The 13764-nt window shown below is 65.4% G+C and carries 12 protein-coding genes; 4 read left to right on the top strand and 8 right to left on the bottom strand.

Going from position 1 to position 13764, the window contains the following annotated elements; all coding sequences use genetic code 11:
• The first annotated feature begins 51 nt into the window (after positions 1-51).
• Positions 52-1173 carry an ABC transporter substrate-binding protein gene (locus AWB79_RS21630; RefSeq protein ID WP_061169483.1) on the top strand — a complete coding sequence of 374 codons (1122 nt, stop codon included), beginning with the start codon at positions 52-54 and terminating at the stop codon, positions 1171-1173.
• Entirely contained in the window at positions 1170-2315 is a 1146-nt protein-coding gene (locus AWB79_RS21625) for a CaiB/BaiF CoA transferase family protein (protein ID WP_061169482.1), read from the top strand. The genes AWB79_RS21630 and AWB79_RS21625 overlap by 4 nt, the downstream gene beginning before the upstream one ends.
• 1 nt (position 2316) lies before the next feature.
• Here AWB79_RS21625 and AWB79_RS21620 read toward each other — a convergent pair whose 3' ends face one another.
• From AWB79_RS21620 to AWB79_RS21585, 8 genes are read right to left on the bottom strand one after another with little or no spacing between them, the layout of a single operon-like run.
• Positions 2317-3375 carry a Gfo/Idh/MocA family protein gene (locus tag AWB79_RS21620; RefSeq protein WP_061169481.1) on the bottom strand — a complete coding sequence of 353 codons (1059 nt, stop codon included), beginning with the start codon at positions 3373-3375 and terminating at the stop codon, positions 2317-2319.
• Complete coding sequence (locus AWB79_RS21615; RefSeq protein WP_061169480.1) at positions 3372-4565, bottom strand: ABC transporter substrate-binding protein; 1194 nt, start codon at positions 4563-4565, stop codon at positions 3372-3374. The genes AWB79_RS21620 and AWB79_RS21615 overlap by 4 nt, the downstream gene beginning before the upstream one ends.
• Positions 4562-5401: an IclR family transcriptional regulator gene (locus AWB79_RS21610; protein WP_061169479.1), complete on the bottom strand. Its 840-nt coding sequence runs from the start codon at positions 5399-5401 to the stop codon at positions 4562-4564. Before AWB79_RS21610 ends, AWB79_RS21615 begins: the two co-directional genes overlap by 4 nt.
• Before the next feature lie 10 nt (positions 5402-5411).
• Positions 5412-6644, bottom strand: coding sequence for an ABC transporter permease subunit (locus AWB79_RS21605; RefSeq protein ID WP_198399070.1), 1233 nt, complete (start codon positions 6642-6644; stop codon positions 5412-5414).
• Positions 6641-8188 carry a sugar ABC transporter ATP-binding protein gene (locus AWB79_RS21600; protein WP_232470959.1) on the bottom strand — a complete coding sequence of 516 codons (1548 nt, stop codon included), beginning with the start codon at positions 8186-8188 and terminating at the stop codon, positions 6641-6643. Before AWB79_RS21600 ends, AWB79_RS21605 begins: the two co-directional genes overlap by 4 nt.
• The gene (locus AWB79_RS21595; RefSeq protein ID WP_061169477.1) at positions 8188-9144 is read right to left on the bottom strand and encodes a sugar ABC transporter substrate-binding protein; all 957 of its coding nucleotides are present in this window, start codon (positions 9142-9144) and stop codon (positions 8188-8190) included. The genes AWB79_RS21600 and AWB79_RS21595 overlap by 1 nt, the downstream gene beginning before the upstream one ends.
• 57 nt (positions 9145-9201) lie before the next feature.
• Positions 9202-9657: a MaoC family dehydratase gene (locus tag AWB79_RS21590; protein ID WP_061169476.1), complete on the bottom strand. Its 456-nt coding sequence runs from the start codon at positions 9655-9657 to the stop codon at positions 9202-9204.
• Positions 9654-10865 carry a CaiB/BaiF CoA transferase family protein gene (locus AWB79_RS21585; protein ID WP_198399069.1) on the bottom strand — a complete coding sequence of 404 codons (1212 nt, stop codon included), beginning with the start codon at positions 10863-10865 and terminating at the stop codon, positions 9654-9656. Before AWB79_RS21585 ends, AWB79_RS21590 begins: the two co-directional genes overlap by 4 nt.
• 232 nt (positions 10866-11097) lie before the next feature.
• Between AWB79_RS21585 and AWB79_RS21580 the strand changes: the two genes are divergently transcribed.
• Both AWB79_RS21580 and AWB79_RS40125 read left to right on the top strand, forming a co-directional pair.
• On the top strand, positions 11098-12114 hold the full coding sequence (locus AWB79_RS21580) for a glycosyltransferase family 2 protein (protein WP_063963520.1): 1017 nt from the start codon (positions 11098-11100) through the stop codon (positions 12112-12114).
• Positions 12111-13739, top strand: coding sequence for a glycosyltransferase family protein (locus AWB79_RS40125; protein WP_063963519.1), 1629 nt, complete (start codon positions 12111-12113; stop codon positions 13737-13739). Before AWB79_RS21580 ends, AWB79_RS40125 begins: the two co-directional genes overlap by 4 nt.
• Positions 13740-13764: the final 25 nt, after the last annotated feature.

Raw genomic sequence — 13764 nt, 5'->3', positions numbered from 1 at the left:
TAAACGATGCATTCACCTAGGTAATTCACCAATGCGTTTCGCACACCGCTCATGACCATCAGACTGAAGGGTATGACCTGGGATCATCCGCGCGGCTACGATCCGCTCGCGGCCTGCTCGGCGCAGTGGCAAGCGCGCACGGGCGTCGAGATCGCGTGGGATCGCCGCTCGCTGCAGGACTTCGAATCTTTTCCCGTCGATGAACTCGCGCGCAACTACGATCTGATCGTCATCGATCATCCGCATGTCGGGCAGGTGACGCGCGAAGGCTGTCTGCGTCCGTTCGACGACGCGGCGCCGGCAAGCATCGAACGGGGCTCGGTCGGCGCTTCGTATGCGAGCTATCGCTGGCAAGGGCGGGTATGGGCGCTGCCCATCGACGCCGCGACGCAGGTGCTCGCGTGGCGGCAAGACCGGCTCGGGGCCGCGCCCCGAACGTGGGACGAGGTGATGACGCTGGCGAAAGCGGGCCGCGTCGCGCTGCCGATGCGTCCGCCGCACTCGCTGATGTGTCTCTATACGCTCACCGCACAGCTTGGCGCACCCGGCGCGGTCGAAGGCCCCGAGCTGTTCGAGCGCGACACCGCCTCGCGCGCGTGCGACTACCTGCGTGAGTTGACGAGTCACATCGACCCGCGCTGTTTCGACGAAGACCCGATCGCCGTGTACGAGCGCATGGCGCAACCCGATGCGCGCATCGACTGCGTGCCGCTCGTCTACGGCTACGTGAATTACGCGTGGGCCGGTTTCAGGCCGGTGCGTATTGCGTTCGGCGACATGCCGGTGTTCGACGGCGGCGCGCCGGCCGGCTCGGCGCTGGGCGGCACGGGCATCGCGGTATCGGCGCGCGGCGCGCACCAGGACGAAGCGCTCGCGTTCGCGCTGTGGGTTGCGGACGAAGCGGCGCAGCGCGGTCCGTTCGCGAGCGCGGGCGGCCAGCCGGGACACGCTGCGGCATGGGAAGACGACGCAGTCAACGCCGCATCCGGCGACTTCTACCGCGCCACGCGCGCGACGCTGGACGGCGCCTGGGTCAGACCACGTCACGACGGCTACATGGCTTTCCAGGCAGCGGCGTCGCAGCGGCTCAATCTCGGCCTGCGCGCGGAAGATCGGGCGAGCGCGATCGTCGACGACCTGAACCGCCTGTTCCGCGAGAGCCTCGGCGCATGAGCGCGCCGCTCGCGGGACTGCTGGTCCTCGATCTCGCGCAGTTCCTTTCCGGGCCGTCCGCCGCGCTGCGGCTCGCGGATCTGGGCGCGCGCGTCATCAAGGTGGAGCGTCCGGACACGGGCGACATCTGCCGCACGCTCTATCTGACCGATACCGAAGTCGCCGGCGACTCCACGCTCTTTCACGCGATCAACCGCAACAAGGAAAGCGTCGCGCTCGATCTGAAAGATGCGCGCGATCTCGCGGCGCTGAAAGGACTGATCGCGCGCGCGGACGTGCTGATCCAGAATTTCCGGCCCGGCGTGATCGAGCGGCTCGGACTCGGCCACGAAGCGGCCCGCGCGCTCAATCCGCGTCTCATCTACGCGAGCGTGTCCGGCTATGGCGAAACGGGACCGTGGGCGCACATGCCGGGGCAGGATCTGCTGGCGCAATCGCTGTCGGGCATCGCCTGGCTCAACGGCCATGAAGGCGAGGGGCCGGTGCCGCTCGGCTTGTCGATCGCGGATATCCAGGCAGGGCACATCCTGACCGAAGGCATTCTCGCCGCGCTGGTGCAACGCGGCGTCACGGGGGTGGGCGCGCGGGTGGAGACGAGTCTGCTGGAAGCGCTCATCGACTTGCAGTTCGAGATGCTGACGACGTATCTCAACGATGGCCGCCGCCAGCCGCAGCGCGCGGGATATCGCAACGCGAACGTGTATCTCGCCGCGCCCTACGGCATGTATCCGACCGCCGACGGCTATCTCGCCCTCGCGATGATGCCGCTCGCGCAACTCTCCGAGACGTTGCCCTTGCCCGCGCTGCGCGCCTACGACGAGCGTGACGCTTTCACGCAGCGCGACGAGATCAAGCGCCTGATCGCGGCCGAGCTGCTGCGGCATCCCACCAGTTACTGGCTCGCGCGCCTGTCTCCCGCCGACGTGTGGTGCGCGGAAGTGCTCGACTGGCCGCGTCTCATCGAAAGCGAGGCGTTCAGGCGGCTGGGCATGCTGCAGACCGTGGGGCGCGACGCGGGCGCGGCGGTGCACACGACGCGCGGCCCGCTGCGCATCGATGGACAGCGCGCGGGCGGCTCGCGCGGCGCGCCGCGCGTCGGCGAACATAGCGCGAGTGTGCTGAAAGAATTCGGCTTGAACTGAGCTACTCGATGGACGCCGGAATCGGCTGCGCCGGCGAGTCCTCGCTGCGATAACACGCCTCCACGAGCGCCATCGTCTTCCACGCGTCCGCGACATCCGAGACGAGGCGCTCGTCCTCGCCACTCGCGTAGCGCTGCACGTTGGCCATCGTGCCGATGAACGCATGCGGGAACCACGCACCCGACAACGCAATCTGCATCCACTCGCCGCCGCGCGCGCAGTACCACAACTCGTCCGCCTCGCCTTTCGGGTAGTCGAGCAACGCGCCGAGCTTCACGATGAGCACGCCGTCGCGTCCTTCGAAGCGAAAACTCGCGTCCTGAAAGCGCCGCCCGAAATCGTGGTGATGATTCAGGGACAGCGTGCAGCGCAGCGTCCGGCCGTAATCGAGGATCGCGCTCGTGCGCGTATCCGCGAGTCCGCTGCCGGGATACGTATAGCCGCGCGCCATCACGCCGCCCGGCTCGCCGACGAGCGCGCGGATCAGATCGAGATAGTGGATCGAATGCGAGACGACCTCGACGCGCCGGTCCGCCTTCAGATGCGGAAACAGATGCCACGGCGTCGCGAGATTCAGATGCACTTCGACATCGACGAGTTCGCCCGTGAGACCCTGACGCAACGCATCGCGCACCGCGAGCATCATCGGCGCGAAGCGAAGCTGGAAGTTGACCGCCGCCTTCAGCCGGCGCGCTTCGCACAGCGCACGCAGTCGGCTCGCCTGCGCGAGATCGAGGCCGAAGGGTTTTTGCAGCAGCACCGCCGCGCCTTCGGGCACGCGCTCGACGATCGCCGCATGCGCAGCGGCGGGCGCGGCGATATCGAAGACGGCGTCGCGCGCATCGAACGCTTCGTCGAGCGACGCGTACACCTGCGGAATCGACCAGCGTTCGGCGACCTCGCGCGCGCGCGATGCGTCGAGATCGAATACGCCGCGCACCTCGAAACCCGCCACGCGATACGCGGGCAAATGCGCGTCCTGCGCGATGCCGCCCGCGCCGATCAGCACGATCGGCTTCGGTGCGGCGGGCATCGGCCAGCTTTGTTGAAGCGGGTTCATCGCACGATCTCCCCGATTTGCGATTGCGCGGCGGCGAGCAATGCTTCGGCGGGCTCGTCGCTGTCGATGGCGCGCGCGAGCATCGCATCGATCACATGGGAGATTTCCGCGAGCCGGGCATGACGCGGCAGCTCGCGGGCGTCCCGATGCAAGGTCTCCAGTTGATGAAAGAACGGAATGCGCGCGTTGACTTCGGCGTCGCGCCAGGTCGAAATGCGCGTGCCGATCGCGCCTTCGAGCGTCGTCAGGCGATCCATCGGCGCGCTCGCGCAATGGCGCATGAAGCGCCACACGAGGTCCTTGTGGCGCGAGCCCGATGCCATGGCGAGCATCCAGAACACGTTCAGCGACACGCTCTTTCCCCGCGGCCCGCGCGGGATCGGCGCGACGCCCACGTTGCCCCGGACGCGGCTGTCAGCGGCGGTCTGCGCATACGCCGCGAAGCCGAACCAGTTGACCATCATCGCGACCTCGCCCGCGGCGAACATGAGACCGGAGCGCACGCTGTCGATGGCCTGTGGATCGGGCGCGAGCGCACGGGTATCGCGTGCGAGCGTGCGGATGAAATCGAGCGCATCGCGGGCGGCGTCGCTTTGCAGCGCGGGCGCGCCTTCCTTCGTGAACAGCTCGCCGCCGCGCGTCCAGACGTGAATGCAGAAATCGTAGAAGCCGTTGTGGCCGTCGGGAAAGAGCGCGAGCGCCGTGCCGTTCACGCCACCATCGGGCGCATGCAGAAGGCGCGCCATCGCGACGAATTCGTCCCACGTCGCGGGCGGCTGCACTCCGGCCGCATCGAACAGGTCCTTGCGATACACGAGGCATTCGGGGCCGTCGTGATACGGCAGGCCCCAAAGGCCATCGGCGAAACTTTGCAGCCCGAGCAGCGACGGGCTCCACGCGTGCGGAAAGTCCTCGATCGGCGTCTTCGCCTGAAACGGCAGCAGATTCTCGACGAGCCCGAGCGCCTGCACCTGCGCGATCCAGTCCGTCGACAGGAACGCCAGATCCCACGCGCCGCTCGCGAGCTCGCGCCGGCCGATCAGCGCATCGTGCAGCGGATTCAGGTCCATCGCCTCGATCTCGATGCGGGCGTCCTCGCCCGTCTTCGATACGAAATCGTCGAACTGCTTCACGATGCCGCTCTCGAACGGCCCGAACTGCCGCACCGCGACGCGCAGGGTAGTGGTCAAACCGGATCTCCCTTGATGATGCCAGCGGATTGCCCGATCGCCCGCGCGCATTGTTGCAGCGCGGGCAGCACTGCTTCGAGCGTCGGTCCTTCGCCCTTGCGGCGCAGCGTCGCCATGACGAGCGCCGCCTTCACGCGCGATTCCGGCGAGCCGACGAGCACGCCCAGATCGATGCCGCTTTCGAACCACTCGCCCTCGCTCCATTCATAGCCTTGCGCGCGGATGCGTTCGAGCCGCTCCCGCAGGCTCTGCTTTCCCGCGGCCGACAGCTGACGATGCGCCGGGTCGCGCCTGAGCAGCGCGGCGGTTTCATCGTCGGAATGATTGGCGAGCAGCACGCGGCCCGACGTCGTGCCCGCGAGCGAATGCAGCGAGCCCACTTCCACCGACAGACGGAACGGCTTCGGGCTTTCCTCCTGCGCGATCACCATCACCTGATGACCATGCAGCATCGACAGATGCAGCGACTCGCGCAGTTCCGCCGCGAGCGCGCGCATGTGCGGCGCGGCGACGCGCAACAGCCCCTCATACGGAGAATGCGTGCGGCTCAGTTCGAACAGCTTGAGCGTGAGCGCATACGCATTCGAGCCGGAATCGCGCCACAGATAGCCGCGCGCCTCGAGACAAGTGAGCATGCGGAACAGCTCCGGCGGCTGGCGATTGAGCGCGCGCGCGAGTTGCGCGCGGGTCATCGGCACGCCTTCGGCGGCGAGGTATTCGAGGATGTCGAGCGCTTTTTCGACGGCCGGGACCGAGTAGTTCGGCTTGCTGGCCGTGCCCTGCTCTTCATCGGCTTCGAGCGCGATGTCGTCAGACGTGGCTTTCGTGCGAGGCATGAGAAGTCCCTTAACGTGTCCGCGCGCGACGGCGGGACCCTCCCACGGTGTAGATCGCGGCGGCGGTGACGACGACCGTGCCCTCGATCACGCCCTGATAGTTCGCGCCGAGGTTCAGGATGTTGAACCCGTTGGTGAGCGTGAACAGCAGAAGCGCGCCGACGAGCGTCTTGATCACGCTGCCCGCGCCGCCATACAGCGACGTGCCGCCGAGAATCGCCGACGCGATGACGGTCAGCTCCGCGCCTTGCAGTGCCGTGGGATTGATCGCGCCGAGCCGGCTGCCGAACAGGATGCCGCCGAAGCCCGCCGCCGCGCTGCAAAGAATGAATCCGGCCATTTTATAGCGCCCGACGTTGATGCCGGACAGGCGCGCGGCTTCGGCGTTGCCGCCGACCGCATAGAGCCGCCGCCCGGTGCTCGTGAAGGTCAGCACGAACCAGACCAGCGCCGTGAACACCGCCATGTAGACGACGGGCTTCGCCACCGCCAGCCGCGCGCCGCCGAGCCAGCCGAGCGCGAGCACGGCCGCGCCGCCGATCAGCATGCCGAGTACGGCCGGCGCTTTCGCGCCGAGCGCACCTTGCGTCTTGCGCGCGCGCATGACGAGCAACACGCTCGCCAGCATGAGCACGACGCCGAGCAGCACGAAGAAGTGCCCGAGCGGCACCCGGCCCGACTCGAACACGCGCATCGCGGCGATCGCATCGACGGATTCGACCGAGAGCGAACGGCCATCGGTGACGATCAGCACGATGCCGCGTATGGCCGTCAGCGTGCCGAGCGTGACGATGAACGCGTTGATGCCGAGCAGTTGCACGATCGCGCCGTTGAGCACGCCCGCGAGCACGGCGACGAGCATCGCGACGAGCGCGGCTGGCACGAAGCCGATGGAATCCGCGAGCCCGATCATGACCGCCGCCGACAGCGCCGCCACCGACGCCACCGACAGATCGAAGTTGCCGGTGATGAGGATGACGGTCATCGCCACGGCCATGATGGCGATCAGCGATGACTGATACAGCACGTTCGTCACGTTAACGAAGGAGAAATAGTTGGGCCGTCCGGTGTACGCGGTCACCGCCGACAGCACGAGCACCAGCAGGATGAGCGCGTAGTACACGCCCATCTCGCGCAGGCCGAAGATGCGGCGCCAGTCGGCTTTCGCGCAGGCGCGGGCCTGCGTTCTGGTCGCGGCGTCGCTGGAAGAAACGGGATGCCTGTTGGAAGTCGAAAAGTTCATGTCGGTTCGCCCGATGTCGCGCTGTCTTGAGGAGTCGCGGCGTGAGCCGTCGCGCCGCGTCCGCCCGCGAGCAGGATCAGTTCGTGTTCGGAGGTGTCCCCCGCCATGCGCGTCGTGACGCATGCGCCGTCGCGCATCACGACGATCCGCTCGCTCACCGCCAGCAGTTCCTCGAATTCCGACGACACGATGATCACCGCCTTGCCGGCCGCCGCGAGCTCGCGCACGAGCAGCAGAATGTCCGTCTTCGCGCCGATATCGATGCCGGCGGTAGGTTCGTCGAGCAGGAAGACCTTCACGTCGCTGAAGAGCCACTTCGCGATGGTCACCTTCTGCGCGTTGCCGCCGCTCAGTTCGGTGACGAGCACATCGGGCGACCCCGCCTTGATCTGCAGCCGCCTGATCGCGTCTTCGCCGCGCTTCGTCTCGCGTTCGCGCGAAGGCAGCCAGCGCCGCCATGACACGCCTTCGAGCGCGGGCAGCGTCGTGTTGCGCCAGATCTCGAACAGCGGCACGAGGCCCTGGCGCATGCGGTCTTCCGGCACGAGCGCGACGCCCGCCGCGACCGACGCGCCCGTCGAGCGGCGGATCGGCCTGCCGGTCACGCGCACGTCGCCGGTGGCGGCCGTATCCGCGCCGAAGATCGCATGCAGCAACTCGCTTCGGCCCGAGCCGAGCAGCCCCGCTATGCCGATCACTTCGCCCGCCGCGACGGTCATCGAAACGGGTGCGAGCTTGCCCGGCGACGCCAGCTCGCGCACTTCGAGCAGCACCGGCGCATCCGCCGCGCGCGGCGGGGGCGCGGCGCGCTCCAGCGCGACGATTTCGCGGCCCGCGATCGCCTCCGCGATGCGCGATTCGTCGAGTTCGTCCGTGTTCGCGTGCATCACCGCGACGCCGTCGCGCAGCACGGTCACGCAATCGGTGAGCGAGATCACTTCGTCGAGAAAATGCGAGACGAACAGAATCGCCTTGCCTTCCACCCGTGACAGATGCCGCACCGTCTGATAGACGATCTCGCGCTCTTCGTTGGCAAGCGACGCGGTCGGCTCGTCCATCACGATCAGTTCCGCGCCGGTCCCGAGCGCCTGAAAGATCGCGACCATCTGCCGCTCGCCGATCGACAGGTCGCCGACGAGCGCATCCGCATCCAGCCGATAACCCACGCGCTCGCACAGTTCATCGAAACGCGCGCGACACGACGCGTCGCGCCGCCAGCGGCCGGAATCGCCGAGAAAGACGTTCTCGAGCACGGACAGCGTGGGCACGAGCGGAATATGCTGATGGATGGTCGCGACGCCCATTGCGTTGGCCGCTCTCGGACTCGACCATTGCACCGCTTCGCCGCGCCACACGATGCGTCCGCCCGACGCTGAAAACGCGCCGGAGAGGATCTTGATGAGCGTCGACTTGCCCGCGCCGTTCGCGCCGAGCAAGCCGTGCACCTTGCCCCGTTCGACGTCGAGATCGACGCCGCGCAGCGCGACGGTCCCGTTCGGGAAAACCTTCTCGACGCGCTCGAAACGCAGCAGCGGTTCCATCATCACCATTGCGGCACGCAACTCGCGAGATTCGCCTTGGTGATCGGCGGCGTATCGTAGGCGACGAACGCGGCCTTCGAGACGCTCTTCTTCGTCACCGTGCCGTACAGCGCGTTGAACGCGAGCTTGCCGATTTCCTCGGGCTTGTAGCAGACCGTGCCGGTCACGTCGCCGACCTTGATCGCGTTGATCGCGAGCTTCGAGCCGCCCATGCCGATGAGCTTCGCGTTCGCGCTCGCCGTGCGCACCGCGAGGGCGCAGCCGACCACCATGTCGTCCGATTGCGCGAAGAACAGGTCGACATCGGGATGCGACGCGAGAATGTTCTGGCAGGTGGACTCGCCCTTCTCCGAGGTCCAGTCGCCCGGCTGGGACGCGACGATCTTGTATTTCGCGCCGGCCTTGTCGAGGCCCTTTTTGAAGCCTTCCGTGCGCTGCTGGACTTCGGCGTAACCCGCCGCGCCCTCGACGATCGCGATGTTCGCCACGCGGCCCTTCGGCAGCATGGGCGCGGCCATTTCGCCGGCCTTTTCGCCGGCCGTCACCTCGTCCTGCGTGACCAGCGCGGACAGTTTTTCGTAGACCTGCTTGATCGGCCGCTTGTGCGGATCGCCGATCTCCGATGCGACGCCGACCGTCGGAATGTCCTTCGCCGACGCACGATCGACCCAGCCTTGCGCGACGGTCGAATCGAGCGGCATGATCGCGATGCCATCGACCTTCTGCGCGATCAGATCATCGATATCGTTCGCCTGCTTCTGCACGTTGCCCTTCGCGTCGAGCACGACCGTCTTCACGCCCGCCTGCTTCGCCGCGCTCTCGAAGCCCTTCGCGATGGCCGCCGCGAACGGATAGCTCAGGCCGACGCTCGAATACCCGAGCGTGACCTCCTTCGCGCCCGCCGTGCCCGACGCGCAGACGAGCGCGACCGCGCCCAGCGTCCCGATGATCTTACGCATTGACGTCTCCTGTTTGTGCTGCGTGTGCGGGTCGTGCGCCCGCTCATGAAGGAACGGCTAATCGTGGCCGGGTTTGCGCCGCTCGACGAGATACAGGTGATCGCACACGAGCACGGTTTCGCCGCGCTGATTGGCGATATCGATCCGCTCGACGACGACGCCGTGCGTGTCGCGCTTCGGATGCGCGCGCTTTTCCGTGATGCTCGCCGTGACCGTGATCGTGTCGCCAATGAACACCGGCTTCACGAAGCGCACGCGGTCATAACCTGTCGACATCGCGCGCGGATTGATCGTGTTCGCTGTCATGCCGATTCCCACGCTGAAAACGAGCGTGCCGTGCGCAATGCGCTGCTTGAACTCCTGTGTCGCGCACCATTCGGCGTCCATGTGATGCGGAAAGAAGTCACCGGTCTGTCCCGCGTGCATCACGACATCGGTTTCGGTGATCGTGCGTCCGAACGTCCGGCGCGAAAAACCGGTCTCGTAGTCTTCGTAGAACTGTTCCTTGATCACTGCGCGCTCTCCGCTGCGTGGTTGCCGAGCGCGAACGCGGCGGCGATTTCATTCGTGTGCTCGCCGAGCGCGGGCGCCGCGCGCGACGACTTCAGCACCGCGCCGTCGATGCGGATCGGGCAACGCAGCGTGGTCAGCGCATCGCCCGCTGTCGTCTCGATACGCTGCGTCATGTCGAGCGCCGCGAAGCCCGCGTGCTCCATCAGCTCTTCGTAATTCAGCACACGCGCGCACCAGATATCGGCCGGTTCGAGCACCGCGAGCCATTGCACCGCCGTGCGCGTGCGCAGATGGGTGCGCAGCACCGCCTTGATGTCGTCGCGCCGCGCGAAAGCGAGCGACGGCTCCGCGTAGGCTTCGAGCGCGGGGCATTCGAGCAGGCGCGCAAGCTGCGCGATGGGCGCCATTGCGATCGCGAGATGACCGTCCGCAGTCTCGAAGATGCCGTAGGGCGCCGCGCCGTAGACGCTCGCGTTGTTCACCTCCGAGCGCTTAGGCAGCGCGCCGTCACCGCGCAGGTAGGCGGTGATCTGTTCGAACTGCACGTCGAGGATCGACTCCATGAGGCTCGCCTCGACGCGCGCGCCTCGCCCCGTCACGCCGCGCCGCACCAGCGCCGCAAGCACGCCCTGCGCGAGATGCGCTCCCGTCACGATATCCGCGATGGAAATCCCGACCGGCACCGGCCCCTGGCTCGCATCGCCTGAAAGCCAGGTGATGCCCGAGAGCGATTGCGCGAGCAGATCCTGACCGGGCTTGTCGCGCCACGGACCGGTTTCGCCGTAGCCCGTGACGTTCGCGTACACCAGCCGTGGATTCATCTCGCGCACGACGTCGTGGCCGAGCCCGAGCCGCTCCATCACGCCGGGGCGAAAGTTGTGGATCAGCACATCGGCGCGCGCGACGAGCGCCTTCACACGCTCGAGATCGCCGGGCCGCTTGAGGTCGGCCGCGAAGCTGCGCTTGTTGCGATTGATGGTGTGGAACAGGACGCTGTCGCCGCCGAGCAACTGATCCGAGATGCTCAGCTGACGGCACAGGTCACCGCCTTGTGGACGCTCGATCTTCACGACGTCCGCGCCGAGGTCCGCGAGCCTCAGCGAACAGGACGGACCGGCCAGAAACTGGCTGAAATCGACCACCAGCAAGCCTTCCAGCGGCATGGGATCGGTGTCGGCGGGCATTCGCGCGGTATCTTCGACGGGCATGTCATTGATCGCTGAATCGTTCATGCAGGAACTATATGTTTGCAGATGAACGACTTCAATCTAGGGATTTCCCGTGGCGCGGCAGGCGCGCCGGCCTGCCGGCGACCGGCGCTCGTCCGGGTCGCCGCCCTGATCCGAGACTCTTACTCTCGCGAAACGACTAAAGAAGGGTGCGTGCATGCCGTTAACGGCATGCACGCATGACAGGCAACAAACCGACAGAAGTTCACTGATGACGACATTGAATCTAATCGTGCCGTGCTTCAACGAGGAAACTGCGCTGCCGGAAACCTCCGTTCGGCTGCTCGCCCTTCTCGAGAGTCTGGTCAGGAAGGGCGTGGTCAGCGACGCGAGCATGGTGACGTTTGTAGACGACGGCTCACACGACCAGACATGGCGCTTGATCGAAGCCTTTCACGCGACGAACCGCCGTGTGAACGGGATCAAGCTATCGCGCAATCGCGGGCATCAGAACGCACTCCTTGCCGGACTCATGACAGCGCCCGGCGATGTCCTTATAAGCCTCGATGCCGATCTTCAGGACGATATCGAGGCTATTCCACACATGCTTGACAAGCATCGCGCCGGAGCGGACATCGTCTACGGCGTGCGGCACAAAAGAAACACCGACACGCTGACCAAGCGCTTGACCGCGAAGGCCTACTACTGGCTCTTGCAAAAGCTGGGGGCCGAGATCACGCCGGGACACGCCGACTTCCGTCTGATGAGCCGCCGCGCAATCGAAGCATTGCGCAGCTTCAAGGAAGCAAACCTCTTTTTGCGTGGCACCATCCCCATGCTGGGTTTCCAGAGCGCGGTGGTCGAATACGAACGGCAAGCTCGCCTCGCGGGCGAGAGCAAGTACTCGTTTGCGAATATGTGCGCGCTCGCGTTTGACGGCATTACGTCCGTTACCGCAAGGCCACTTACCTGGAGCACACGTGTCGGCGCTGCGATCTCTATCGCATCGGTCTGCTTCGGACTATGGGCCCTCGCCGTTCACTTCTTCACCAACCGTGCATTGCCGGGCTGGACCTCCATCGTCGTTCCGATGTACTTTCTCGGCGGCATTCAGTTGCTCTTTCTTGGCGTCATCGGCGGGTACGTATCGAAGATCTACACAGAGACCAAGCAGCGTCCCCATTTCATCATCGAAAGGACGCTGATCGCGTCGATGCGAGAACCCGCCCGCACCGTGCGTCCGGTCGGTGAACACGAGGCACTGACAGCAGGCGCAAGAAACCCATGAGCATACCGCCGCTCGGCCTTGATTCGATCAAAGGGCTCGCTATCCGCGAGCGCGGCGTCCCGCCGATTGCTCGCATACTGATCGTGGTGACGGTACTCATGGGCATGGGGCTATTCTGGGTTGCGCCACGCTTGCCCTTGTGCGACCTGCCACAGCATGCAGGTCAAGTTGCACTGTTACGCGATCTGATCGCCAATGCGTCGCCTTGGGAATCAGTCGTGCGTGTCAACTACTTCACGCCCTATCTCACGGGTTACGGGTTGGCACTGCTGCTCAGCTATGCGATGCCGATCACAACGGCGTTCAAGGTTCTTCTGAGTGCTGCGTATCTCGCGTTCGTCGGCTCCCTCATTTTGTTGCGGAAGCATTTCGGCGGCGACGAGCGACTCGATTGGCTTTTCTTACCCAGTTTCTTCGGCTTCGCGTTTTCCTGGGGCTTTGTGACCTTTCTCGTTGCGGCGCCCATTGGAATTCTGTTCATTCTTGTCGCCGACCGCTATGCTCAAAAGCCGGACCTGCGCCGCGCATTCGGTCTGGTCGCGATTGGCGTGTTGTTGTTCTTCTCACACGGGCTCGTGTTTCTGTACGCATGCGCTGCCGGCGCTCTCGCCCTTTACTTTCAGCAGCGACGACTGTCGGCGGCTCTGCGACATATCGGACCGTTCGCGCTGCTCGCGTCGCTCGCCGCCTGCTACGCGCTCTTCACCTATGAGAACGATCCCCTGCTGGTATTGAAAGGCTATTTGCCTCACACGATCTGGGGGGCGCCGTTGCTGCGACCGTTCAATTTCCTGCGCCTGTCGCTAACATCCGATCAGAGGGTGACCCAATACCCGCTGCTCGTACTGCTCGTGGCTATCCTGTTCGCCGCGCCAACGTTACTCGGCGCCCGGATCAACAGGCATGCACGCTCAGCCATTGCGCCGTGCGTGGTCGTCGTCGGCGTGTTCGCATGTGCGCCGAGCGTCGCGATGAAGACTGCGTTTCTTTACGAGCGCTTTGGCTTGTTCGTCTTGCCGGCCTACGCACTGATGTTTCGCGCTCCCGACGCGCCAGCAGCGAATGGACAATCTGACCGTCTTGCGCCGCGCACCAGATCGCCGATATTCGAAACTGCGGCCATGCTTCTGCTGGCGGCGGGCTGTTGGGTGTTTCTGGCCTGGGAGGCCGGACGGATAGAGCGCTTCGCGGCTGAAAGCGCACCGTTTGAAACCATCCTCGATTCGATGCAGCCCGGACAACGCGCGTTGAGCCTGGTGTTTCAAAGGAACAGCGAGGCGTTCGACGACGAAAATTCGTACAGCCATTACCCGGTCTGGTATCAGGCCGAGCGGCATGGATTTGTCGACGTGAACTTCGCCTGGTATCTGCCTCAGATTGCGCGGTTTCGTTCCGGAGAGCTGCCGGCCGTTTCCCCTTCTTTCGAATTTCATCCCGGGGCGTTTGACTGGAATCGCGATCAAGGCCGCCGCTACCGCTATTTTGTTGTTCGCAGCAAGATGCGACTGCCTCCAGAGTTCCTGGCCAATCGCGAGTGTGACGTACAACTGATCCGCACCGCCGGTGAGTGGTCGCTCTACGAACGCAAGGAATGCCAACGAAAAATAATGTCTTCGCTGAAGTGAGCAAACCCTGGCCACGAAGCACTTT

It is taken from the genome of Caballeronia hypogeia (assembly GCF_001544875.2).
Taxonomy (GTDB): Bacteria; Pseudomonadota; Gammaproteobacteria; order Burkholderiales; family Burkholderiaceae; genus Caballeronia; species Caballeronia hypogeia.
The sequence above is the reverse complement of the archived record's forward strand: the minus strand, read 5'-3'. Positions and strand labels throughout refer to the sequence as shown.